Genomic DNA, 22,923 nt, shown 5'->3' with positions numbered 1-22,923 from the left:
AAGTGTAAGGTGCAGACTGGTCAAGATCCAATAGCCTTAAAAAGGGGTGAAGTGGCAGTAGGGGAGTGGTGTATTGAGTTTCATTTAAATAAAGCAGTGAGTGTTAATAAGGTACTAAATTACGACTTTTTTTTAGTGATGGGCCAAATTTCATTAGTCCTAGGCTTTATGAGATAATGATCAAATCTGCTGTTACTGGTGTTCAATATATAGATGCTGATCTTTTTTGAGCGGGGTAAGGTATGATGGCTATAAAGTTGTAAACTTTACTCGGCGTGCTTCAGCATTTGATGAGGAAAAGTCTGAAAGCGAACCGCTTTTAAGCTATCTTCCTGAAGGCCCTCAAAAGTATACAAAAGTTGTGCTGCGATCTGATTTGCCATACGAATTTGATATGTTTCGTTCTGAGGAAGATTTCACAACCATATTGGCGGTAAATCGAATCAAGGAGATATTTGAAGCTCACGATGTCGTAGGGCTTAAATTTGACAAGTAAATACGGTTGAAATCTGGTGAGGCAGTCTCTGTGTTTGATGGGAATCGGATAAAAAACCGACGACATCATGACCCGCCAGTTCAACTACAGCCTGGGCCGACACCTGACGCGGGTCAACGAAATCGGCGATGGCGAACGCCCACAGCGCCATACCGAATTCGAACGCGATTCCATCGGCCGACTGCTGGCCAAACTGAATGCCGATGCCCGCCAGGACTACACCTACGACGACGCAGATCGCTTGCTCACCATCGAGCGCCTGCCGACCGCTAACGGCAAGAAACTCGGCGTCAGCGAAGAAACACTGGAATTCTCCTACGACTTACTAGGTCGTTTAATTAAAGAGACCACCCCCAAGGTGCTCTGTCCTACGACTACGACCCACTGAGCAACCTGACCACGCTGACCCTGCCCACCGGCCAGCACCTCAACCACCTGTACTACGGCAGCGGCCACCTGCACCAACTCAACCTCGACGGCCAGCTCATCAGCGACATGGAGCGCGATGACCTGCACCGCGAGGTGCTGCGCACCCAAGGCAAACTCACCAGTTGTTTCGGCTACGACGCCATGGGCCGTAAAGCCTGGCAATTCGCCTCAACGTTGCCGGCAGAGAAACTCTCACAGATTCTCAATCCCGGCATTCAACCCGAGCTGTTGGTAGAACACGCCTACAACCCGATTCACCGTCGTCACCAATACGATCCTGCCGGCGAACTCATTTGCACCCTCGACAAACTGCGCGGCGAGATCAAGTACGAGTATGAGGCCAACGGTCAGTTGCACAGCCGTGATACCGGCAAGTTGGTGGACAGTGAAGAGTTCCGATACGACGCGGCGGCGAACCGGCTGAACTTCAACACCAGTCAGTTTGATCACGTGAAAGACAACCGGATCAAGCGGTGGCGGGATCAGGAATATACCTACGATGCGTGGGGCAACCTGATTGAAAAGCGTAGTGGGATGAACAGGCTGCAGACGTTCAGTTACGACTGTGAGAATCGGTTGGTTAAAGCTGAGACGTTAGTGGGCGGCAAGCTGGAAAGTACCGGGGCTTATCGTTATGACAGCCTCGGACGACGTGTTGCCAAGGTGTCGGAGTTCAACGGGGTCACTGAACAGAAGCATTTTCTGTGGCAGGGCTTGCGGATGTTGCGCGAGGAAACGCCGGGGGAGAGCAGCCTTTATGTGTATGAGCCGGGGAGTTATGCGCCGTTGGCTCGGGTAGATCAGGTCGAGGGTGGAGAGCAGGCGCTTTACTACTTCCATACCGACCAGATTGGTACACCGCTGGAGATGACTGACCGGGAGGGGCCGATTGTCTGGCAGGCGACCTACAAAGCCTGGGGTGCCCTCGAAACGCTGACGGTGAAGGAGGTAGAGCAGAACCTGAGGCTTCAGGGGCAGTATTTTGATGATGAGACGGGGCTGCATTACAATACGTTTCGGTATTATGATCCGGAGGTTGGGCGGTTTATTACGCAGGATCCGATTGGTTTATTCCGGGGCATCAATCTGTACGAATACGCCCCTAGCGCTATTGGCTGGATCGATCCTCAGGGGTTAGCTACGCTCTTTGAATTAGGAACATACGGCGGGCTGAACGGGACACCACATGTAGGAGACGGCCTGCAGGCTCACGAACTTCTTCGTCATGAATACCTGGTACAGCAGAACCTTGCAGAAAAGGGCGCTAGGCTCTCGGGTAATCCGTCTATCGCACTTGATTTGGACCATCACACTCGAGGCCCTCTAAAAGACACTAGAGGCATTGGTGGCATTCACTGGCACGAAACGCAAATTCGTGAGAGCCAAGGTCTTGGCAGAAATGAGTTCGCACCTTCACTTAAGCGAGAGCTAGATATAACCTCTGGCGCACTAAGAAAAAGTGGGGTGCCTAGCTCGTGAGTTAAGCAGCTAAAAAGAATGGCGAAGAAATTTCACAGCGGTTTAAGTACATGCGGATGAGGTCATTATGATAAAGGTCAAACAGATTATTCCTTCTGACAGCGTCGCTGTCTCGTCGGGAGTCACCCTCGGAGGGAAGGCAGCTGAGGTCGCAGCATGGCCACTAAACCCGGATGGTGATCCGCTTACCTTAGTTGCTTCCATAAACTGTTCTAAAATTAAAGGCGATATTAAAACTAGTTGCATACCAAGTGAAGGTGTTTTGTACATTTTTTCTACTTATAGCAAGACGGACTATTTTCTCGAGAATATAACGTATAGCGGTGATCCTTCAGAGTTGGAATCAATTTTGAGTGGGTATACTCTTGTTGTACTTGGAGAGGGCGGTGTGTTTCAAGATAGCCCTGTCGCCAGTATTCCTGAGGTGGCGACAGAGTTAAAAAACAGGCAGATAAAAGACGAAGATTTCCCCGTTTTTTCTATGATTTCAGATTTTGCTCCGCACGGCATGATCGTTCCGGAAACTTTGATGTTGGACTATGCTTTTGTCAGTCAGCTATATTCAGGAGATTTTTCAGAACCATTTAAAGATATATTTTATCTTAGCGATGCCGTTGGATATTTGTTCTTGAAAAAAGATGGAAGTGGAGAAGGATTGTTTTTTGTTCAGACGGGTTGAAGATTTTTAGAGCATCCCTAATTGGTCGAGTAGACCTCGCGCGTTGGAGAGCAGAATTTCGGACGTAGAGACGGCGCTGTATCACTACGGAGCCCTCAACGGGTTCCTCGTCGGCGCCGCGCTGATGCTACGGTCGCGACAACCACCTGTGGGTTCGGTGTGGTCCTGCAACCTCGACGGCCAGCTCATCAGCGACATGGAGCGCGATGACGTGCACCGGGAAGTGCTGCGCACCCAGAGCACGCTTACCCGCTGCTTCGGCTACGACGCAATGGGCCGCAAGGCTTGGCAATTCGCCTCGACTTTGCCGGCGGAAAAACTGTCGCAAATTCTTAACCTTAGGATCCAGCCCGAGCTGTTGGTAGAGCACGCCTACAAACCGATTCACCGTCGTCACCAATGCAGTCGAACAGAATCTGCGGCTTCAGGGGCAGTATTTCGATGATGAGACGGGGCTGCATTACAATACGTTTCGGTATTATGATCCGGAGGTTGGCCGGTTTATTACGCAGGATCCGATTGGGTTGGCAGGTGGATTCAACCTTTATCGATATGCCCCAAACGCGAATAGCTGGGCCGATCCATTAGGCTGGAACTGCTGGGCGGCTAAAACTTTTGCAGGTCGAAAGGTGTATCAACGCAAAGATATATTGCACCCTGACTACGTTGATGATTTGGGAAGGACGAATGTTCAAAGGATGAGAAAGGGTGATGCTCCGATAGGGAAGGATGGTGCTGAGGTTAATCTCCACCACCTAACCCAAGATGAGCCCGGGTCAATGGCCGAGATACTTAGTAGCTTTCACTCAAAAAATGATCGTGTGCTGCACATTTATTCTAATCAATGGGATAAAAGTTGGGTTGGATCAGATGGCGTCAGACGGCTTTATAATAGCGCGCCACAAAGTATGAATCGCGGTCCTTTCAATACCTGGAAAAAGGGTTATTGGAAACTTAGATCACTAGATTTCTGAGGTGGATGTATGAATTATATTGATGCAATTGAAGCAGAAATTAATGCCTCTGGCGACGATCCTGCTTGCGCAGGTGCGGCGAGCGATGCCCTGATTGCTGAATTTGAAGCGGCGTTGGGGGTAAAGTTTCCTATGTCATACAAGTTGTTTCTTAAAAAGTTCGGTGCCATGTCATTTGCCGGGGATACTTATTATGGGATAACTAAAAGTGGCGTATTTGCTACAGCTGTCCCTAGCGTTTTTTTTGCTACAAAAACTGCGAGAGACAATGGAGGCGCCGATGAAGCGATGATTGTAGTCAAGTCTACAGGCTACGGCCCTATTTATTCTATTGATACCTCTAGCTGCGACGCGGGTGGCGAAGCAGCAGTAGTTATTACTGAGCTTTCCTTTAAGCGAAGTGGGGAAAAAGTTAAGGTTGCTAACAGTTTTGAAGAGTTTTTTTGTGAGTCGGTTAGAAAGTCGATAGATGAGCTGTGATTCCCATAAAACATCATTTTAAATGCCGAGTATATTTCAGTGTAGTAGGATTCGCGGGTCAAAAAATTCGATTTTTCGTAGATAAATTTTGCGAGAAGTACCGCCCAACTGACGAAGGCCGGGACCCAGGCCGGTATGAAAGCGGTCATGCCCTGCGTGCTGAAAATTCACCGCCGGTTTCGTCTCCGGTGAAGTCGCCAGTCGGTACGTCGAAGGAGCGGTTATCGAGCGCGCAGTGGTCGGCAACCTGATTAAAAAGCGTAGTGGGATGAGTCGGCTGCAGCCCTTCACGTACGACTGCGAAAATCGGCCAGTCACAGCAATGCCTTGGGCCTGACCTGCAACTCCCGTTGGGAAACCTTCGCAGAGCAACCTCGAGTGGTGGAACACTGGACCAGCGATGGCGAGCACTTCCATTTTCGCTACGACATCGATGCGCGCACCACATGGATCACCGATGTACTCGGGCGCGAAGCTTAACTTCATTACAACAGCGATAATCGCGTCACCTCGAGCCACGACTTCGGTGGCGAACACTACGTTATAGAGATCGACGACACCGGCAACATGACCGGCCTCACGTTGCCCGATGGCAATAACGTCAAGCTCAAGTACGACGAGTACGCTCGGCTGGTCGAAGAAACTGATCCGCTCGGGCGCAAGATCAAATACCAGCACCACCACCTGACCACCCTGGTCACGCAGGTTGATTACCCTGACGGCAGCACCTGGAAAGCCCGCTACGACGCCAAGGGCAACCTCATCGCCGAAGTCGATGCGTTGGGCAACAAGACCGAATACCTCAACAGCGACGACGGCCTGCCGCACGCCATCATCGACGCCACGCAAAAATCCAAATACCTGTGGTGGAACACTCTGGCCCAGGTCGAACGCTTCCAGGATTGCTCGGGCAAAAACACCCGGTACCGTTTCGACGAACGCCATTACCTCGTCGCCGTCACCGATGCCCTGAACCAGACCACCACCCTGGAACGCAAACCCGACGGCGAAGTGCTGCGCATCCAGCACCCGGACGGCAGCGCCGAGTCCTTCACCTACAACGCTCTCGGCCAGGTCCTGACGCACACCGACGGCAAAGGCCAGACCACGCGCTTGCTACGTACCGCCCGAGGTCTGCCAAGCAGCCGACAGGACGCCAAAGGCCAGCGCATCCGCTACGAATACGACCAGGCCATTCGCCTGACCGCGCTGGTTAACGAAAACAACGCGGCTTACCAGTTTGCCTACGACGCGTCCGATCGGCTGATCGAAGAAAAACGCATCGACAACCTGACCCGCCAGTTCAGCTACAACCTGGGCGGGCACCTGACACGGGTCAACGAAATCGGCTACGGCGAACGCGCCGAACGACCACAGCGCAGCACCGAATTCGAACGCGATGCCATCGGCCGCCTGCTGGCCAAACTCAACGCCGACGCGCGCCAGGACTACACCTACGACCAGGCCGACCGCTTGCTCACCATCGAGCGCCTGCCGACCGCCAACGGCAAGAAACTCGGCATTTCTGAAGAAAAGCTCGAATTCTCCTACGCCTTGCTGGGTCGCCTGATCAAAGAGACCACCCCCAAGGCGCCTTGTCCTACGACTACGACCCACTGAGCAACCTGACCACGCTGACTCTGCCTACCGGCCAACACCTGAACCACCTGTACTACGGTAGCGGCCACTTGCACCAACTCAACCTTGACGGCCAACTCATCAGCGATATGGAGCGCGATGACCTGCACCGCGAGGTGCTGCGCACTCAAGGCAAACTCACCAGTTGTTTCGGCTACGACGCCATGGGCCGTAAAGCCTGGCAATTCGCCTCAACGTTGCCGGCAGAGAAACTCTCACAGATTCTCAATCCCGGCATTCAGCCTGAGCTGTTGGTAGAACACGCCTACAACCCGATTCACCGTCGTCACCAATACGATCCTGCCGGCGAACTCATTCGCACCCTCGACAAACTGCGCGGCGAGATCAAGTACGAGTATGAGGCCAACGGTCAGTTGCACAGCCGTGATACCGGCAAGTTGGTGGACAGTGAAGAGTTCAGGTACGACGCGGCGGCGAACCGGCTGAATTTTAATACCAGCCAGTTTGATCACGTGAAGGACAACCGGATCAAGCAGTGGCGGGATCAGGAATATACCTACGATGCCTGGGGCAACCTGATTGAAAAGCGCAGCGGGATAAGTCGGCTGCAGACGTTCAGCTATGACTGCGAGAATCGGTTGGTCAGGGCTGAGACGTTGGTGGGCGGCAAGCTGGAGAGTACCGGGGCTTATCGTTATGACAGCTTGGGGCGGCGCGTTGCCAAGGTGTCGAAGGTCAACGGGGTCACTGAACAGAAGCATTTTCTGTGGCAGGGCTTGCGCATGTTGCGCGAGGAGACGCCGGGGCAGAACAGCCTTTATGTGTATGAGCCGGGGAGTTATGCGCCGTTGGCGCGGGTGGACCAGGAAGAGGGTGGGGAGCAGACGCTTTACTACTTCCATACCGACCAGATTGGTACGCCGCTGGAGATGACTGACCGCGAGGGGCAGATTGTCTGGCAGGCGACGTACAAGGCGTGGTGCTCCATCGAAACGCTGACGGTGAACAAGGTTGAGCAAAACCTGAGGTTTCAGGGGCAGTATTTCGATGATGAGACGGGACTACACTACAACACGTTTCGGTATTACGATCCGCAGTTTGGACGGTTTATAACGCAGGATCCGATTGGGTTGGTTGGAGGTAGCAATCTTTACTCTTATGTGCCTGCTCCTACACTTTGGATTGATCCGTTGGGATGGCTCCCTTGGGATAAAGGCGGCTTTAATAGCTGGTTTAACAGTGCATCTGTCGACGATATAGTTAGCAACAAGACGGCGGTAGAGGATGCGCTTCGAAGACCTGGAGGAAAACATGAGATGTTTCCAGTTTCCATGGCTGCGAAGGCGAAAGAACTTGGCTTTACAGCCCAAGAGCTAAAAGAAATGACTGTTCCAACAAAGATATTATTTTTGTGGGTGTCACTGATAAGCACGGCAATCTCGTGCCGGATGGCCCGCATCATGGCAGTAGTGCAGGTAGAAATTTTCATAATAAACTGATTAAAGACTTGGCTAAGGCGAACACAAAATCTCAAGCTTTGAGCGTGATTGATAGCCATCATCGTTCTCACATGAAATTAGGAAGTTGTTAATGGATACCTATGACATCGAACGCTACGAAAAGGTACATCTTTGGATCGGTACAAACTTCGAGGCGGAGTCAGATTATCAAAAATATTTTGAGTTGGATTATTCTGCTGAGTTGGATGAGCCCGCATACAAGGTTTGTGGGTTTTGTAAAGATATAGGGATACGATGGTATGACGAAGACTTTATTGGGATTATACCTAGATCTGAAAAAGAAATCGCTTTAGACGATCTTCTTAAAAATTCGTCTGTGGATCCTAGCGAGTTAGAAAACGTTAAAGCGGAATGTGCTAACTTGGGTATAACCAAAGCTAATGCAATGTTCTGGTATTCTGATGGCGGAGTTGCCGTCTCTCAACCATATAAATCTAACTACAATGGGTTAAAATATATAGGCTTGTTTGAGGGGGATTAGACTTTTTGAGGTTTTAAGATGGTCTCGCCTCATGGAACCATTGTTACCACCTCGACCAACGTGTTTATCAATAGCACGGCGGCGACCCGTAAAGACGACAAAGCGGCCTGCGGCGCAACTATTTCCAGCGGCGCGGCAACGTAGTCATTGGAGGTGGCAATCACCATTGTTTGCCAGTCGACGATGAAAACCTGGCTGGCTGCGCACCACTTTGGATGTGCTTATGGCCATCGCCGATGCGGTGGGAGGTATCGCTCAACTGATCAAGGCAGGCAGCCAGGCTAGGATGAATTCCATCAAGCCGTGCGTGATGAAATTCACCGCAGTTTTTGTGGCTGGTGAAGTGGCCAGCCGCGCGATCATGGGCCTCCCATCGAACGCGCAATTGTTGGCCTGACGGGGAATGCGGTGTAACTTTCCTTCACCTACAACGCCCTCGGCCAGGTCCTGACTCACACCGACGGCAAAGGCCAGACCACGCGTCTATTGCGCACTGCTCGCGGTTTGCCAAGCAGCCGCCAGGACGCCAAGGGCCAGCGCATCCGCTACGAATACGACCAGGCCATTCGCCTGACTGCGCTGGTCAACGAAAACAACGCGGCGTACCAGTTCGCCTACGACGCGTCCGATCGTTTGATCGAAGAAAAACGCATCGACAACCTGACCCGCCAGTTCAGCTACAACCTTGGCGGGCACCTGACACGGGTCGACGAGATCGGCTACGGCGAACGCGCCGAACGACCACAACGACAGACCGAATTCGAACGCGATTCCATCGGCCGACTGTTGGCCAAACTCAACGCCGACGCCCGTCAGGATTACACCTACGACGACGCGGATCGCTTGCTGTCCATCGAGCGCCTGCCTACCGCTAACGGCAAGAAACTCGGCGTCAGCGAAGAAACACTCGAATTTTCCTACGACTTGCTGGGTCGCCTGATCAAAGAGGCCACCCCACAAGGCGTTCTATCCTACGACTACGATCCACTGAGTAACCTGACCACCCTGACTTTGCCCACCGGCCAGCACCTGAACCACCTGTACTACGGCAGCGGCCACCTGCACCAGCTCAACCTCGACGGCCAGCTCATCAGCGACATGGAACGCGATGACCTGCACCGCGAGGTGTTACGCACCCAGGGCAAACTCACCAGTTGTTTCGGCTACGACGCGATGGGCCGCAAGGCTTGGCAATTCGCCTCAACCCTGTCGGAGGAGAAACTTTCGCAAATCCACAATCCAGGTATTCAACCCGAGCTGCTGGTGGAGCACGCCTACAACCCGATCCATCGCCGTTATCATTACGGCCCAGCTGGCGAACTCATTCGCACCCTCGACAAACTGCGCGGCGAGATCAAGTACGAGTACGAAGCCAACGGCCAACTGCACAGCCGTGACACCGGCAAGTTGGTGGACAGTGAAGAGTTCCGATACGACGCGGCGGCGAACCGGCTGAACTTCAACACCAGTCAGTTTGATCACGTGAAGGACAACCGGATCAAGCAGTGGCGGGATCAGGAATATACCTACGATGCGTGGGGCAACCTGATTGAAAAGCGCAGCGGGATGAGCCGGCTGCAGACGTTCAGTTACGACTGTGAGAATCGGTTGGTTAAAGCTGAGACGTTAGTGGGCGGCAAGCTGGAAAGCACCGGAGCTTATCGTTATGACAGCTTGGGGCGGCGCGTTGCCAAGATGTCGGAGGTCAACGGGGTCACTGAACAGAAGCATTTTCTGTGGCAGGGCTTGCGGATGTTGCGTGAGGAGACGCCGGGGCAGAGCAGCCTTTATGTGTATGAGCCGGGGAGTTATGCGCCACTTGCTCGGGTGGACCAGGAAGAGGGTGGGGAGCAGACGCTTTACTACTTCCATACTGACCAGATTGGTACGCCGCTGGAGATGACTGACCGTGAGGGGCAGATTGTCTGGCAGGCGACGTATAAGGCTTGGGGGTCCATCGAAACGCTGGCGGTGAACGAGGTTGAGCAGAACCTGAGGTTTCAGGGTCAGTATTTCGATGATGAGACGGGGCTGCACTACAATACTTTTCGGTAATACGATCCGGAGGTGGGGCGGTTTATCACGCAGGATCCCATAGGACTCAGTGGAGGTAATAATTTATATCAGTACGCTCCAAATCCTTATGGGTGGATCGACCCTTGGGGTTGGATGGCCTTTTGGAAGCCGCTTAAGCCTGATGGGATGGGGCATCATCCTTTTCCCCGGGCACATGCTAATACACACGGGTTTCCAGAGTTGGGGACAAAACTTGACTCCCCGTCTTGGTTTCCAAATAGTTGGATGGCTCTGACGTTCTTCATAAAGATTTTCATGGCGCGATCAAAAAAGAAGGCGTGCCTTTTAACAAGAAATTCTCCGGGACCCCCGAAGAGTTAGTAGGTAAATTGAATAAGGCTTATGAGAAGGTTCCACAAAAAGGTACTCTAAAGATACCTAGGACAGTTGAAGTTCTCGCTAAGAATGTAACTATAGGTGAGGCGCTGAATAAGTCCATGGGCAAAGGTGCAAACTTGAAAGCGGCAGGGGGGTCGATGAAAAATATTGCAAGAGTTGAATTATATGAGCCGGGGATCATTATTTTTGATCCGGTTGCATTAGATGATTTTTTAACTAGTAGGGGCATTGAGAGTCACGACTTGTTCGATTTTTTCATAAATGATGAAGAGGTTGGGCGGCATGTCGTGGAAGAAGGGGTTATTTTTCCTTTCTATCAGATTCCAGAGATGGAATACAGCTTGTTTCTGACGGGAGCAGGCCAGGCTCTTAGTTTTAATGGTTCGGTTGAGACATTCTGTTACTCCGGTATCCCTCTAAAGGTGGTTTCTGACATGATTGTCGTTGCAGATTTGAATGCGTTAATGGATTGGGATAAAGAATTTTTCACAAATTATAGGGCGAAGTGTGCTGAAAGCTTGGGGGATAATGACTATTTGGATGTGCAAAGTGGTTTTTATTCGTTGAGTATTAAAGGGTACAAAAATTTGCGGAGCCCCTTCCTAGTTCATGGCTATGAGTTGGATCTCTCCCCGGTTGAAATTTTGCCGCTTCTTCCGGTTGCAGCTACCGTCGATGATTGGGATTTTTCTATTGTTTGAATCTCAATGATCCGTAGCTCGAGTACGAGTACGAAGCCAACGGCCAACTGCACAGCCGTGATACCGGCAAGTTGGTGGACAGTGAGGAGTTCCGCTACGACGCGGCGGCGAACCGTTTGAACTTCAATACCAGTCAGTTTGATCACGTGAAAGACAACCGGATCAAGCAGTGGTGGGATCAGGAATATACCTACGATGCGTGGGGCAACCTGCTTGAAAAGCGTAGTGGGATGAGCCGGCTGCAGACGTTCAGTTACGACTGCGAGAATCGGTTGGTTAAAGCTGAGGCGTTGGTGGGCGGCAAGCTGGAAAGTACCGGGGCTTATCGCTACGACAGCCTCGGACGACGTGTTGCCAAGGTGTCGGAGGTCAACGGGGTCACTGAACAGAAGCATTTTCTGTGGCAGGGCTTGCGCATGTTGCGTGAGGAAACGCCGGGTAAGAGCAGCCTTTATGTCTATGAGCCGGGGAGCTATGCGCCTTTGGCTCGGGTAGATCAGGTCGAAGGTGGAGAGCAGGCGCTTTACTACTTCCATACCGACCAGATTGGTACGCCGCTGGAGATGACTGACCGCGAGGGGTGGATTGTTTGGCAGGCGACGTATAAGGCTTGGGGTGCCCTCGAAACGCTGACGGTGAATGAGGTAGAGCAGAACCTGAGGTTTCAGGGGCAGTATTTTGATGACGAGACGGGGCTGCACTACAATACTTTTCGGTATTATGACCCGGAGGTGGGACGGTTTATAACGCAGGATCCGATTGGTTTGTTGGGAGGGGATAATCTTTATCAATACGCCCCTAATCCAATTGGTTGGCTCGATTTCTTGAGGTTGAGTTGTGAGCCAACTAAGAAATATGAAGTTGGAAGATTCGACACCTTGCAAAAGAATTCTAAGGTAGGTGATGGTCTGGATTTTCATCATGCCGCACAGAAACACCCGGCAGGTCAGATAATTGTGGGTTACGACCCAAAGACAGCTCCATCAATTGCCCTCCCTCGGGCTGAGCACAAATTGATTCCGACAGTGAAAGCTCCATTTACTGGAACCCCAAGAGACCTTTTGGCTAAAGACGCATAAGATCTCAGAAATTTCACGAATGCACCGCCTTCAGCTATAAAGAAAATGATAGACTTAAATAAAGAAATGTTTCCTAGTGCCTTTATAAAGTAGGAGTTTTAAATGGATGCTCAAAAGTTTGTAGATGTGATAAAGCGCGTTGTTAGCGATGCGGCTATCATGGATACAGTTTCGGTATTAACTTCGCCTCCCGGTAGAAAACCTAGCAAGCCTCTGCTTGAAATGTCTGAGTTTTACAATAAGCAAAATCTGGGGGATAAGGCATGTATTGATATGATAATAAAAAAATCAGTTGAAGAGGCAGTGTTTGGTTTCTTTTGTGTTTTAGATGGTGTGCGTGCGATTGAGGACTCCGGTGATAGAGGTGTTTTGTCTCTTTGTTATGAGGGTGGAACAACTATTAAGTTGAATTCCAATGGTGATTTACATGATATTTACAATTCTAAGTAGCGCTGTTGGACTGCTGATAGGTTAATCGGAACAAGCCTATCGAAAGCCGGTAAAGATCTATATGTGGGAACATATGATCAAGTAAGAAGAGTAGATATAAAAGGCGGGTTGAACGCAAGCCATACTCCTCTCCATGTCGTTCCGAATGCCGTCAGCCCAACTACGCATGGAAAAGAAATTACAACCAACCTTCGAAAAGATTTGCACGAGCTGACTTGGACAATAAAAAACCTTTTGTGAAAGGTCTCACGGAAAGGCAGTATTTGGCACGTGATGCAGCTGACGTTAGAGGCATCCTAAAAAACGCTGGCTATAGCAGGCAAGTAGTTAATAGGCAGGTTGGCGAATTAATAAAGCAAAACAAAGAACTTCGGAAGGCTTTAGGGCAATAGGATGAACACTAACGAAGCTATAAATTTTTTGTCTAAGCATCAGCCAATGCCAGCAGACTCTGCTTTGACTCAAGAAATAATCGATCAATACGACAATGTTAGAAAGTATTTCATTCAACCCAGAGATCGAAGGACGAACCTGGATATATAATGATTGGGAAGGTAATAAGGTCCGATACCCGAATGGACATCCAGACTTCACTCCCTTTGAGCGTCAACAGATTGATGTTCCGGACCTAAAAGGAAATCATGGGAAGAATCCTGGCGGAGACTTCGGAAAAGCTGATGCCCTAGCTCCTAAAGGCGCTGCGGATTACACGAAGAATACTTGGCACCACCATGAAAACATGAAGACAATGCAAGAGGTTCCTAAAAAATTCACAACAGATTTACTCACTCGGGTGGAGTGAAGAACATGAAATCCACATGCTAAGGTAGGTTGCGATATGCCAATAGTTTATAAGGCGGGTTTGAACTCCGTGGAAGTTGCTTTTGTCGAGAAAGAGGTTGTTAGAACATTCTCTCCGGAATACAGGGCGTTCTTAATGAAGATGAACGGCTTCTATTTGGCAGCGCCTGACTTTGCGCAGATACCGCTTGCTGCTGTTGATGATGGTTACGTTGTTTTTGATCGTTTTTTTGGATGGTTACCTGAAGAGGAGTGTAATGATTTAATTTGCTTTAATAAGGAGTTTGTTGGCGAGCTGGATTTCTTGGAAGAAGCTGTTGCTATAGGCGAGGATGGGGGAGGGAATCCTTATGTGCTCATTGGGAAAGTTGGGTGTCAAAGTGTCTACTACTGGGACAGGACCCACCTTCATGAGTTCGACTCCAAGAACCAATTTGATATTCCAGAACAAAATGACAGCGGAAACTTATTTTATATATCTGGAAGCTTTAGTGAGTTTTTTGATTTGATTGTGTCCAGTGTCGGTGGTACCTCAAAATTTTTAAAGGAAATATGAAAGGAGGAAGCAATTGGCTGCATTTTTCAAACGTATTTATGGCGGGTGTGAGATGTTAGTGGTTGGTTTTTCACAATCACCAACGCCTCTGATCAATCCAGATCAAGTAAGATTGGTCGCTAATTAGTAAAGCTAGGAAACGAAGTTAACAGCATTCATTATCATCTCGCTTCGCCAATTCCACATCGCCGGCGTAGGCGACAAGTGCCAAAGGCCAGCGCATCCTCTACAGAAATGCGATGAGAGGTCGATTTATGAATTTAGATAAAAAGTTTGCAGTTGCGATATTTAATGAATTGTACGAAAAAAATTTTTCGCAATATACGGAATCTCTACGTAAGCCAATTAATACCGGCACTGACCCATATGCCAAAGCAAGAAACGCATTGGCTTCGCTCAGTAGTGATGAAAAGGCTGATGTATTTGTCTTCTTCAAAGTGGTCATGGCAGACAGTGCTTCGGTGATATTGGGTACTCTGGATGGAGTGCATTTTCCCGATGATTTAGATGGTGATTTCATCGTTACATGTGACGGCGATGAAATTCAAGGCGATCTCATGGATCTCTTTATTGAGAAGGCTCAAGATAATAATATATACGGCTGACTGTAGTTTTTGTTGAGGTCAGAACGACCTGTGTGAGGTGTTATCTCCTGCAGTTCACCCGCACGGTCGACGGCACGCTGACCGACATCAGCGCCACAGGCGGCGTTCGTGTGCACCTGCATTACGACAACCCGCTGGGTCGTCTGACCGATGTCAAACGCGTCGTCGACAATCAGGCCGTCGAAACCCTGGTGCAGTATCGCTACGACGACAGTGGCCAACTCGTCGAGGTGATCAATCGCAACAACGATTCGGTCCGCCGCTTCAGTTACGCCGACGGCGTCATGGCCAGTCACAGCAATGCCTTGGGCCTGACCTGCAATTACCGATGGGAAACCATCGCAGAGCAACCTCGAGTGGTGGAACACTGGACCAGTGATGGCGAGCATTTCCATTTCCGCTACGACATAGCTGCCCGCACCTCGTGGATCACCGATGTACTCGGACGCGAAGCTGAACTTCATTACAACAGCGATCATCGCGTCACCTCGAGCCGCGATTTCGGTGGCGAACACTACGTTATAGAGATCGACGACACCGGCAACATGACCGGCCTCACATTGCCCGATGGCAATACCGTCAAGCTTAAGTACGACGAGTACGCTCGGCTGGTCGAAGAAGCTGATCCGCTCGGGCGCAAGATCAAATACCAGCACCACCACCTGACCACCCTGGTCACGCAGGTTGATTACCCGGACGGCAGCACCTGGAAAGCCCGCTACGACGCCAAGGGCAACCTCATCGCCGAAGTCGATGCGCTGGGCAACAAGACCGAATACCTCAACAGCGACGACGGCCTGCCACACACCATCATCGACGCCACACACAAATCCAAATACCTGTGGTGGAACACCCTGGCCCAGGTCGAACGCTTCCAGGATTGCTCGGGCAAAAACACCCGCTACCGCTTCGACGAGCGCCACCACCTCGTCGCCGTCACCGATGCCCTGAACCAGATCACCACCCTGGAACGCAAACCCGACGGCGAAGTGCTGCGCATCCAGCACCCGGACGGCAGCGCCGAGTTCTCACCTACAACGCCCTTTCCCAATTGCTGACGCACACCGACGGCAAAGGCCAGGGAAAGGACGCAGTAGGGATGTCACAATCTAAAGGCTGGCTAAAGGGTCGTGCCCCAAGCACGTCAAGTTCGACTTGTTAAAACTGGTGATTCTATGAAAGATTTTTCTCTGATGCATCCCGGCACGCAGTTGAAGCCTGCAGATATTTGTCGGCTCGAAAAAGATATTGGCTTTAGTTTGCCGACGTCATTTAAAGATGTTTATTTTTTAGTAACGGTGGTATGCCTAATCGCAGTTGGGTTGTCACGGACGATGGTTGCGATCCGATGCAGGTTGCTGATTTTAAATATATATTTTCGGATGGGGGGAATCCGGATGACACACAGTACATTGGTGCGTGCTACAAGCTTATGTGTGAGCGCCAAGTGATTCCTCATACGCTACTTCTGTTTGCGTTCGATGATGGAGGTAATTTCTTCTGTTTGGATTTGTTGAACGGTGCCGTGATGTTTTACGCGGTTGATACTTTTCGTTCCGACGTAAGCATGGCTGCGAATCAAGTTGCTGCACAAAAAATTGTCGCGGCATCTTTCGAAGGTTTTATTGAGGGGCTGGAGTATGACTCTGGTCTGTAGTTTTGCGACGTTCAGCGACGCTGACGTCTTTTTTTGTTGGAGGCTGTAGTTTGTTTAAAAAAGTGCGAGATTATTCCTTTGTTAACCGAAGCGACAATGGTAAAGTAATATGTGTCTTGTCTCACATTGTTGATTTTGGAAGGTTTTGCGTGGTTGCCAGCGCTGTCGCATAAACTCAGCGACTTCTATGCATATTTCCAGCTCTTTAATAACTCTTACTGCAGGGCGGCTACCAACCCGCCTACATTCACAGCTCCCTCTGGTAGTTTGGATTTAGCTACTGAGGAAAGAAGTCCATTTGTGGTCAAAAACGGGCAGTATTCGCAGCTAAATTCGCACCATTCACACATTCACACCATTCGAAGCAAGATGGCTTGGGATCTGTTTTTGAATTGTCTGCTCATGCCCACCAGAAGTTTGGTAAAACCAATGCGCTTCATTTTCACCTGCCGGGTCAGCATCCGATTAATGATGTGGATAGAGATCTGTTTAACGGGGGTCGGGAAGTGTATTGGAAGGGACGTGCACACTCGGAAGTCAAAAGTAAAAACTCTAACGGTTCTAGAGGCACAGCAAAATGCGGGTGATTGGAAATGATATCTAAAAAAATTGTAGATTATTGTAAGCAGAAGGATTGGTGGTATGACAATGCCAGCTCTGATTATGAAGCTGAACTAAATAAGCTAGGGGTCAATCTTTCGTCTGACTTTGGCCAATTTTTTCTTCACGTGGAAGATGGGCCTACTTTTATTAGTCGTGGTAAAGAAATTTATCAAATATGCTGGTTCTCCAAAAATACAAATTTTGATTTGGCACTCAAACGAAACCATGAGACGTTTAACATTCCCTCGGACTATCTTCCGCTGGATAGTTTTGAGGGCGAAAGTGGATTTTTCTATAACAAGTGCACAGGTGAGGTGATTGAAATTTCCTTAGGGGATTCATTGGTAAAATTTCAGAATGGGGAGTTGAAGCCTCAATGGTCAAATTTTAACGCATTCATGGAGAGTTTTTTGAATTGGTCTAGATGTTAGATTAGAGCTGCCAAGGCTAGTTTTTAAACAAATTATTTCGCCGCGGTTGTGGTGCGTTAATTCTCACAGTGGGCCGCACACAAAATATCTGACAGTCCCGTCGATCCCGAAGGTCATTCATACGTTACCGATGCGAAGGCTTTAAGAAAAACCCTCGGTCCCAGTCCTGTCCGTGGGGGGCAATACGAGGCGCACCGTATTATTATGTCAAACTCTAAAGATCTTAAAATATTCGCCGAGAAGAATAAAATGAATGATCTAGACATAAATGTAAACGAAAAGAGAAATGGCGTATGGTTGCCCAATACCGAGTTAATCGCAGTTCCAGGTACAGCTGCAACACCGCATAAAGGTGCCGGACTTCACAGTAACGCCTACAAACAGAGAGCTTTTAACTCTTTGCCCGGGGTAAATACCAAAGGCGAGTTTTTAACTGGGTTTGCGAATATTAAACAACGCCTGCTGATGAAGTAAATTTCAAGGGGGTTGTGTTATGAGTATTTCTGAATTGGAGTCTTTGAAAGACGAAGTTGTGGCAATGCTAAATGATATTAGTGTATGCAACTATTTTGAAAGTGATCCTGTCCATGATCGATTTTTTTCTCTAAAGGGCCGTGCTTTACAATCTTGCCTCTCGAGTTGGAAATGTCGGGTGTAACGCCGTCTAAAATTATCGACAAAGAGCCAGCCAACAAGAAAAATCTATTCAAGCACTACGTAAGTGATGGTACTGTAGTCAAGATTGAAAGTTACGACTCGGGTGGCTTTCTTGACGAGGCTGAGATAGTAAATAAAATATATGATAGGTTTATATCTCTCAGGAAAAATAAGAACGATGAAGTCCTATCTTTTAAGGTTGTAGATCTTGACTGTGGAACAGTTGTTCGAGGCTGTAGAGTGGATGGTGATTTTGAATACTGGGTGTACCGTTATGGATGGAAGGATAATGTAATTGATACGATTGTTTCGTTTGCGAGTAACAGTGTGGCGGGTACGGTGATTCAAACTGAATTTATAGTTTGAATCAGGTTTCTAGACTGTTTTTTGTGGCGAATGGTACAGAGGTAAACGTTTACATACGTATGTTGAAGATTGAGGATGGTGAATGATAGACTCCCAGAATATTAAGAGAATTAGTTGGGGTTTTTTTGGGTTCTTGGTTTTTTTATGGCATTTGGACCTTCAAATTTAAAGTATTTTTGGCAAGCATTTTTTATTGTGTCGTTGCTCGCATTCATGTGTACTATATATCTTATCTATGTGTGTGAGAGAATTACTTTTTATTTGACTTCGATACTTGTTGCGGTAGTAGGTGCCTTTATATATATGTCCTGTACGGCAGCTTATTTGATTGGTGCAAGTTTCTGGGGAAAGACAAGTATCGCTGCCCTTATGGTAGGGCTTTTTCCAATGGGCGTCACATGGCTAACATATTTGGTCTTGGCAAATGGCAAATCGTCATTTCATCCATTCGAATATGATGGAATCAAGGTGCAGCCACGTCCGCAAAACAAGCAAAAAACATCGGCCGCATATAGCCCTCTTTTGGTGGCTGGCGCAACCACCTTGGCGGCGAGTATTTTTACTAAATCATCCGGCTTCCTCACTACCGGTATGGTTGCGATGTTTGGGTTGCTGGCTTTTTCAGTCGCGTTACTGTTCCTCGCGCGCCATATAATCAGAGGCCTGCGCACTCTCCGCATCCAGGAAAAAACCATGCCCACCCCCTACACCTTCATGAAAATCGACGAAATTCGCGAAGCACGCAGTCGGTGGTGGCTCAGCAGGTTATTCAAGTGGGCGGCTGCCTGGCGCAAGTCGCCGGGTGCCTGATTTTCGATGATCACCACGTGCAGGCGGCGCAGAACAGGCGCCTGTTCAAGCAGGCTATGTCTTTTGGTCAGACGGGCCAGGTTGGATGGGCCACTTTGGATCACATTCCGAATGTGGGTTATGTTCGATCAGCTGGCTGTGATTCCAGAGTTCAAGCCAGATGTATCACACGTGCAATAATTTCCTATACTTGGAGATGTTTTTGTTCAAGTTGGCCCTGTCGGTGCGCATACATCCGGCGGACGACTGTACCGAGGCGGGGGAAGTCACATTCTGTTTTTTAATTATCAGGATAGGGCTAAGATGAAGTCGGTAGGAAAACCAGGAGCGCTACATGCTAGTGGTTATGGAGGTTAAATGAGCGTTATTGAAAATTTTTCTGTAATAGACAATCTTGGATCGTATGATCGCGCTGCTAACCCTCACGGTTTAAGCGTCCGGGAGCTTTTGCCTACGGGAGTCTCATGGTCGTTTCTTGAATGTTCGTACAAGATCAAAAATCCCCACAAACTGATTCCTAAATTATTACTGGACGGTATTGGCATAGCGGTCGTAATTGCTCCTTTTGATATACATGAAAATAAGGCCCTGATTGTCAAGCCTGGGGGAGACCTAATGTGGGACGTCCGTGCTGCTGCAAAAGCTATAATTGGCCAAGGTGTCTTTTCTGATGTGCGTTATGTATCCGGGTCGCTGTGTTTTTTTGTAAATATTAATGGCTTGGATTACAGATTTTCGTTTGATGTTGTTTCTGGAGCAGTCGGTGTGTTAACTCCTTCATATTGAATTCATCGCATAATCATCTGATTGGAGTATTTTCCTGATTTTGTATTTCGTTTTTTTTTTTTTTTTGCCTTGATGTTTTGTATTCGGGGGAGTAACCTTGTCTTCAGCGAAATTATTGCTTGCCATGTGTCACACTCTATATGTGGGCGTCAGCGTTGACTGAGAGTTTTTGCAATTCAAAGAGCGGCCAATGGATAAACATAAGATGCTGGGTTTGTTACTGGATGTGCTAGATGAGTTGCGACTTATTAAGGGAGGACGTGGGGAAAACCCTCTTTACTCGGTGATTAGTAGTTACGAAGAAGCGGTGCGGAATTTGGAGAAGGATGAGTTTACTGAAAATCCAATCAAAAATTCACCTCGAGTATATTTAGAAATCTATAGCGACTATGATAATCCCTTGCTTCAAAAAATGGATGATGCACAGCGACAATTAAATTTTTTCGTTGTGGCTGGTATTCGAAAGTGAAGTGGCAATTGATGCGCTGGCTAATCTTTGCCGAAATTCACCGGAGGGTGCGACAGTAGATGAAAACCGGAGGAAGGTGATGAGCTCAGTATGGGATTACTTGGCGACCTTGGAGGGCTGGTGGCATGAAAGATTCTAAAAAAACTGTTGAACTGGTTGGTCGAGCTATAGCCGGTATTGATGAGGCACTACTACGTCACCGTAAAGATGTTTCCTCAAGCACAACTGTCAATCAACTTGTCATATTTAAGCGCAGCTTACTGCATATTTTGAATATGATTGCTTCGGGCAATATCCCCCACAACAGTAATCGTGAGCTTGGATTGGCGCGGGTTATTGTAGATCAGTGGACTGAGAATCTTGAGCTGGGGCTACTGATTATTGATGCAGAACAAGCTTACAAGAACTTGTAAGCGCGCTCTAGTCTGAGGCCTGGTGCCGAGACCTAGAAATCAGTGGGTTTTGAATTTTCTTTAAGATTGTTTTTTGCAATTACTTCAGTATGGTTTGGTAGTGCCAATTACTACTTTGCGCTAACAAGGTTGTAAGTGAGCTCTGAGCGCTACAAACTAGATATATGCAGTTCTCGGAACTGTTTTTTTCTGAAAGCTTTGCCGCATTTCATGAGTCCGTGATTAAGTTTGCAGGAATCGCGCTAAGTTTGAAAAGAGGGTCAGCAATTTCATATGAATAAAAAAATCTCCGTCAGCACGGACACTGCCACCATCGTGATATTCGACCTTGCCGCTATCAAGCATAGAATTACAGATGCGCCGGACTGGTGGAGTATCTTGGAAGATGAAATATTTGAAATGAATGCTGGTAATATAGCGTTTTTTGGCATGGGGCAGGATGGTAATTTCACTATTAATATAGTGAGTGATATAGGCTTTGACTTCGGGTCATTGTTTGTTGACTTTCCTTCTGGTCAGGTATTCATTGGTGCAGGAGAAGATACGACAGGTGGAGGCTTGGAGCCTGATTTTTTCTGAAGCTATTCAGGGGGACATAATAAATCTAAGTTCCGGATTTTATCTGGTTAAATATAAAAGAGTGGCTGACTGTTTGGAGCTTGCATTTCTTCCGTCAAAGCAGAAACTTAATTATTTTAACGATCCAATAAAGCTATGAGCCGTGGGCGACGCCCTCATCCGTCGGAACGCCTACCGCGAAATAATCCCATGATCAATCGCATACTTCACCAGCGCCGCCGGCTTATCAATATTTAACTTACGACGAATACTCAAACGATGCGTCTCCACAGTCCGCACGCTGATATCCAGTTCCCGCGCCATTTCCTTGTTGTTCAGCCCTTGGGCCATTTTGTACAGCACCTGGCTTTCCCTAGGAGTCAGTTCGTTGTCGGTGTTTTTGTCGGCGATCAGGCGCTGGGCGATTTCGGCGCTGTAGAAGGAGCCGCCGTTGGTGATGGCGTCGATGGCGGCGATGATTTCCCGGGAGGGTGAGTTTTTCAGGACGTAGCCGCTGGCGCCGGCGCGCACGGATTCGCTGACGTATTCGTGATTGTCGTACATGCTCAGCACCAGCACTTTGAGCGCCGGGTAGCGGTTGCGCAGCAGCCGGGTGAGTTCCAGGCCGTTCATGTCCTTGAGGCCGATGTCGACCAGCACCAGGTCGGGTTGGCAGCGCCCGATCATGGCGATGGCGTCTGCGCCGTTTTCGGCTTCACCGACGACTTCCAGGTTGGCCATGACTGACAGCAGGGCCTTGATGCCGTCGCGGACCAGGGAGTGGTCGTCGACCAGGGCGACGCGGATCGGGGAGGGCAGGTTCATCGCGGCTATTCACTCTTGTTGTGGTGGTGATCAGCGGGGAGCGCCGGTGGATTTCAGGGGCAGCAGCACGTCGAGTTCGCTGCGGCCCGGTGTTGATGTCAGGGTGAACTGGCCGCCGAAGTGGTCGACTCGCTCGCGGATATTACGCAGGCCGATGCCGGTGTGGCGACGTTCGACTTGGGCGACGTTGAAGCCGATGCCGTCGTCGACCAGGGTCAGGCGCACGCCCTGTGGGCAGCCGTGCAGGGTGATGTCGACGTTGCTGGCCTGGGCGTGGCGTTCGATGTTGGTCAGGCCTTCCTGGACGATGCGAAACAGCGAGACGGCGGCGCCGTCGACGAGGTCGCAGGCGAATTCGTTGTCGTTGTAGTTCACTTTGAGGCCGCTGCGCTGTTCGAATTCGGCGGCGAGTTGGCCAATTGCGGCGGGCAGGCCGAGGGTGTCGAGCAGGGATGAGCGCAGGTCATGGGACAGGCTGCGCACTTCGCCGATGGCTTCGCCCAGGCGTTCGGTGGCTTCGCGCAGGATGCCCAGGCCGCGATCCTGGCCGTTTTCCAGCACCAGGCTGGCCAGTTCGAACTGGAATTTGATCGACACCAGCACC

General features: G+C 49.4%; 24 protein-coding genes and 5 pseudogenes. 27 read left to right on the top strand and 2 right to left on the bottom strand.

Annotation, left to right across the window (positions count from 1 at the left end):
- The first annotated feature begins 226 nt into the window (after positions 1-226).
- The 27 genes and pseudogenes from JFT80_RS12120 to JFT80_RS11980 all read left to right on the top strand — a co-directional run bounded on the left by JFT80_RS12120 (position 227) and on the right by JFT80_RS11980 (position 21,515).
- Positions 227-496 (top strand): hypothetical protein, encoded by a 270-nt coding sequence (locus JFT80_RS12120; RefSeq protein WP_201148029.1) that lies wholly within the window; start codon positions 227-229, stop codon positions 494-496.
- A gap of 67 nt (positions 497-563) precedes the next feature.
- Positions 564-884: a hypothetical protein gene (locus JFT80_RS25495; RefSeq protein ID WP_201148028.1), complete on the top strand. Its 321-nt coding sequence runs from the start codon at positions 564-566 to the stop codon at positions 882-884.
- A 107-nt stretch (positions 885-991) separates the two neighbouring features.
- On the top strand, positions 992-2,404 hold the full coding sequence (locus JFT80_RS12110) for an RHS repeat-associated core domain-containing protein (RefSeq protein WP_201148027.1): 1,413 nt from the start codon (positions 992-994) through the stop codon (positions 2,402-2,404).
- Positions 2,405-2,471: 67 nt separating this feature from the next.
- Complete coding sequence (locus JFT80_RS12105) at positions 2,472-3,083, top strand: DUF1963 domain-containing protein (protein WP_201148026.1); 612 nt, start codon at positions 2,472-2,474, stop codon at positions 3,081-3,083.
- 151 nt (positions 3,084-3,234) lie between these two features.
- A pseudogene (locus JFT80_RS12100) lies at positions 3,235-4,057 on the top strand (RHS repeat-associated core domain-containing protein); the annotation flags it as partial.
- Between the two features lie 9 nt (positions 4,058-4,066).
- On the top strand, positions 4,067-4,537 hold the full coding sequence (locus tag JFT80_RS12095; RefSeq protein WP_201148025.1) for an SMI1/KNR4 family protein: 471 nt from the start codon (positions 4,067-4,069) through the stop codon (positions 4,535-4,537).
- A 312-nt stretch (positions 4,538-4,849) separates the two neighbouring features.
- A pseudogene (locus JFT80_RS24190) lies at positions 4,850-7,335 on the top strand (RHS repeat-associated core domain-containing protein); the annotation flags it as partial.
- A 391-nt stretch (positions 7,336-7,726) separates the two neighbouring features.
- Positions 7,727-8,137, top strand: a complete 411-nt coding sequence (locus JFT80_RS12075; protein WP_201148022.1) for an immunity 22 family protein — start codon at positions 7,727-7,729, stop codon at positions 8,135-8,137.
- Between the two features lie 18 nt (positions 8,138-8,155).
- On the top strand, positions 8,156-8,281 hold the full coding sequence (locus tag JFT80_RS25490) for a PAAR domain-containing protein (protein WP_201148021.1): 126 nt from the start codon (positions 8,156-8,158) through the stop codon (positions 8,279-8,281).
- A 79-nt stretch (positions 8,282-8,360) separates the two neighbouring features.
- A complete protein-coding gene (locus JFT80_RS12065) occupies positions 8,361-8,534 on the top strand; it encodes a hypothetical protein (protein WP_201148020.1) in 174 nt (57 codons plus the stop codon).
- A 20-nt stretch (positions 8,535-8,554) separates the two neighbouring features.
- A pseudogene (locus JFT80_RS12060) lies at positions 8,555-10,303 on the top strand (RHS repeat-associated core domain-containing protein); the annotation flags it as partial.
- Between the two features lie 131 nt (positions 10,304-10,434).
- Positions 10,435-11,253, top strand: coding sequence for a hypothetical protein (locus tag JFT80_RS12055; RefSeq protein WP_242482905.1), 819 nt, complete (start codon positions 10,435-10,437; stop codon positions 11,251-11,253).
- Positions 11,254-11,270: 17 nt separating this feature from the next.
- A pseudogene (locus tag JFT80_RS12050) lies at positions 11,271-12,078 on the top strand (RHS repeat domain-containing protein); the annotation flags it as partial.
- 356 nt (positions 12,079-12,434) lie between these two features.
- Positions 12,435-12,782 carry a hypothetical protein gene (locus JFT80_RS12045; protein WP_201148019.1) on the top strand — a complete coding sequence of 116 codons (348 nt, stop codon included), beginning with the start codon at positions 12,435-12,437 and terminating at the stop codon, positions 12,780-12,782.
- Between the two features lie 487 nt (positions 12,783-13,269).
- The gene (locus JFT80_RS12040) at positions 13,270-13,584 is read left to right on the top strand and encodes an HNH endonuclease (protein ID WP_201148018.1); all 315 of its coding nucleotides are present in this window, start codon (positions 13,270-13,272) and stop codon (positions 13,582-13,584) included.
- A gap of 69 nt (positions 13,585-13,653) precedes the next feature.
- On the top strand, positions 13,654-14,139 hold the full coding sequence (locus JFT80_RS12035) for an SMI1/KNR4 family protein (RefSeq protein WP_307833078.1): 486 nt from the start codon (positions 13,654-13,656) through the stop codon (positions 14,137-14,139).
- 254 nt (positions 14,140-14,393) lie between these two features.
- Entirely contained in the window at positions 14,394-14,744 is a 351-nt protein-coding gene (locus JFT80_RS12030; protein ID WP_201148016.1) for a hypothetical protein, read from the top strand.
- A gap of 41 nt (positions 14,745-14,785) precedes the next feature.
- Positions 14,786-15,876 (top strand): annotated as a pseudogene (locus JFT80_RS12025) (type IV secretion protein Rhs); the annotation flags it as partial.
- A 171-nt stretch (positions 15,877-16,047) separates the two neighbouring features.
- On the top strand, positions 16,048-16,401 hold the full coding sequence (locus JFT80_RS12020) for an SMI1/KNR4 family protein (RefSeq protein ID WP_374091350.1): 354 nt from the start codon (positions 16,048-16,050) through the stop codon (positions 16,399-16,401).
- Positions 16,402-16,994: 593 nt separating this feature from the next.
- Positions 16,995-17,435 (top strand): hypothetical protein, encoded by a 441-nt coding sequence (locus tag JFT80_RS12015; RefSeq protein WP_201148014.1) that lies wholly within the window; start codon positions 16,995-16,997, stop codon positions 17,433-17,435.
- 249 nt (positions 17,436-17,684) lie between these two features.
- The gene (locus JFT80_RS25485) at positions 17,685-17,909 is read left to right on the top strand and encodes a hypothetical protein (protein WP_374091349.1); all 225 of its coding nucleotides are present in this window, start codon (positions 17,685-17,687) and stop codon (positions 17,907-17,909) included.
- A gap of 171 nt (positions 17,910-18,080) precedes the next feature.
- Positions 18,081-18,458, top strand: a complete 378-nt coding sequence (locus JFT80_RS12005) for a hypothetical protein (RefSeq protein WP_201148013.1) — start codon at positions 18,081-18,083, stop codon at positions 18,456-18,458.
- Between the two features lie 114 nt (positions 18,459-18,572).
- A complete protein-coding gene (locus JFT80_RS12000; RefSeq protein WP_242482903.1) occupies positions 18,573-19,268 on the top strand; it encodes a hypothetical protein in 696 nt (231 codons plus the stop codon).
- Positions 19,269-19,625: 357 nt separating this feature from the next.
- Positions 19,626-20,054, top strand: coding sequence for a hypothetical protein (locus JFT80_RS11995; protein WP_201148012.1), 429 nt, complete (start codon positions 19,626-19,628; stop codon positions 20,052-20,054).
- 190 nt (positions 20,055-20,244) lie between these two features.
- Positions 20,245-20,523 carry a hypothetical protein gene (locus JFT80_RS11990; RefSeq protein ID WP_201148011.1) on the top strand — a complete coding sequence of 93 codons (279 nt, stop codon included), beginning with the start codon at positions 20,245-20,247 and terminating at the stop codon, positions 20,521-20,523.
- Between the two features lie 125 nt (positions 20,524-20,648).
- Positions 20,649-20,936, top strand: a complete 288-nt coding sequence (locus JFT80_RS11985) for a hypothetical protein (protein WP_201148010.1) — start codon at positions 20,649-20,651, stop codon at positions 20,934-20,936.
- 273 nt (positions 20,937-21,209) lie between these two features.
- A complete protein-coding gene (locus tag JFT80_RS11980) occupies positions 21,210-21,515 on the top strand; it encodes a DUF6386 family protein (RefSeq protein ID WP_242482902.1) in 306 nt (101 codons plus the stop codon).
- A 171-nt stretch (positions 21,516-21,686) separates the two neighbouring features.
- On the opposite strand, the gene JFT80_RS11975 is transcribed toward JFT80_RS11980, so the two are convergent.
- Together JFT80_RS11975 and JFT80_RS11970 are read right to left on the bottom strand one after the other, a co-directional pair.
- Positions 21,687-22,319 carry a response regulator transcription factor gene (locus tag JFT80_RS11975; RefSeq protein WP_122839519.1) on the bottom strand — a complete coding sequence of 211 codons (633 nt, stop codon included), beginning with the start codon at positions 22,317-22,319 and terminating at the stop codon, positions 21,687-21,689.
- Between the two features lie 30 nt (positions 22,320-22,349).
- Positions 22,350-22,923, bottom strand: a 574-nt coding sequence (locus JFT80_RS11970) for a sensor histidine kinase (RefSeq protein WP_242482901.1), incomplete at its 5' end; no start/stop codon positions are given.

It is taken from the genome of Pseudomonas sp. TH10 (assembly GCF_016651255.1).
GTDB lineage: Bacteria > Pseudomonadota > Gammaproteobacteria > Pseudomonadales > Pseudomonadaceae > Aquipseudomonas.
Note: the sequence above shows the minus strand (reverse complement) of the source record. Positions and strands in the feature narration are given on the sequence as shown.